Here is a 1,808-nt window from a genome sequence, read left to right on the forward strand (position 1 = left end):
CCCTCAAGGCCCAGATCCAGCTGCTCGACATAGACATCCGTACCCCGCTCGTCGAAGAGCGCGTGAAACAGCAGCCCTTCCTGGAGAGGCGAGACCGGCAGCACCTCCACCAGGCCCGGAACCTCCGCCTCCAGCTCCTCGATCCGCGCCTGATCCAGCGACACGAGCGAGAAATCGGAGGGCGTGTGACCGGCCGTACTGCTTGAACCCGTGGCGTGCGTGACCAGCCCGGCCAGCATCGCCGCCCAGCCGTCCAGCAGTGTCTGTACGGCGGTTTCGTCCAGCAGCGCTCCCGGCCAGAGCAGGGTGAGCGTCAGCTCGGGCCCTTCCGGCAGATCATGGACGGCGCCCAGGACTTCCAGCGCGTGCATGACCGGGTACTCGCCGCCCGGGATCTCCAGGGCCGAGTCCCCTGCCGGGGACCAGTCGGCCGAGACCGGATCAGCGGCTGTGGCGGCGGAGAAGCGGCCGAGGTAGTTGAAGCCGATCTGCGCCGAGGGCAGTCCCGCCAGCTCGGGCGCGGCCTCCGGATGGAGATGACGCAGAATACCATACCCCAGACCATCACCGGGGACGGCGCGGATCTGCTCCTTCACCCGCTTCAGCACCCGCCCGGCAGCGGCACCGCCCTCCCGCACCTCCACCGGATCGACGGAGCCGACATCCAGCCGCACCGGATGGCTGCTGGTGAACCAGCCCACCGTCCGGGACAGGTCGTCGCTGTCCCGCAGAGCGACCCGGCCATGGCCCTCGACATCCACCAGGAGACCGCCCGCAGCCCCCTGGTCACGCCGCCACTCGGCGACGGCCGCCGCGAGACCCGTCAACAGCACATCGTCGACACCCGCGTGGAAAGCCGTCGGCACGCTCGTCAACAGCTCCGATGTCACCGTCACCGGAACGCGCAGCGAGATCCGCCGCATGGTGGACTCAAGGTCCCGCTCCGGGTCGACGCGCTCGTCGGTGAGGAGGGAAGCGGGGCCCTGGAGGTACTCCACCCATCGGGGAACCTCCGCCAGCCGCTCCGCGCCGGTCGCCTGCGCGGCCAGCTCGCGCGCCCAGTGCCGGAAGGACACCGGCACCGGGTCGAGCCCGGCGTCACGCCCGGCCGCCAGTTCCTCGTACGCCCGCGCGAGATCCGGCAGCAGCACCCGCCACGAGACACCGTCGACCACCAGGTGGTCCACGGCGATGAGCAGCCGGCCGGCGGTCTCGGGACCGGCGTCGAACCACACCACCTGGGCCATCACACCGGTCCGCGGATCGAGTGCGTTCATGGCCTCCCGGGTCTGGTCACTGATCAGTCGGCGCAGGTCGTTTTCTCCGTAGCCGACCGCTTCCACTCGGCGTACCCAGGATTCGACGGGTACGGTGCCCGGCTCGGGCACGACGAGCCGCCGCTCCGGTCCGTCCTCGGCCGTGAGCCGGGCCCGCAGTGCGTCGTGGTGGTCGACCAGGGCCTGGACCGCTTCCGTCAGGACGGCGAAGTCCAGCCCCGCCGGGGCATGGAGAAACGCCGGCTGGAAGACCTGGCCGAGCCGGTCGGGTCCGACACGGTCGAGGAGTTCGCGCATGACCGGTGTCAGTGGGACATCGCCGACGGCGGAGTCCCCGGCCACGGCCGTGGCCGCGGTGGCCGGGACGGCGACGGCGGCCAGCCCCTCGGGGGTCTGACGCTCGAAGACCTGGCGGGCGGTGATGACCAGACCCGCACGGCGAGCACTCGACACCAGCAGCATCGACATGATCGAGTCGCCGCCCAGCTCGAAGAACGAACCGCCGGCACTCACCTCGTCCAGACCGAGGAC

1 protein-coding gene is annotated in these 1,808 nt (G+C 70.9%); it reads right to left on the reverse strand.

The annotated features are described in order from the left end of the window. A partial coding sequence (locus ABT122_RS33485; protein WP_351559956.1) for a condensation domain-containing protein occupies positions 1 to 1,808 on the reverse strand: 1,808 nt, incomplete at both ends.

Origin of the sequence: Streptomyces sp. NPDC001985, assembly GCF_040296845.1 — a bacterium.
Lineage (GTDB): Bacteria > Actinomycetota > Actinomycetes > Streptomycetales > Streptomycetaceae > Streptomyces.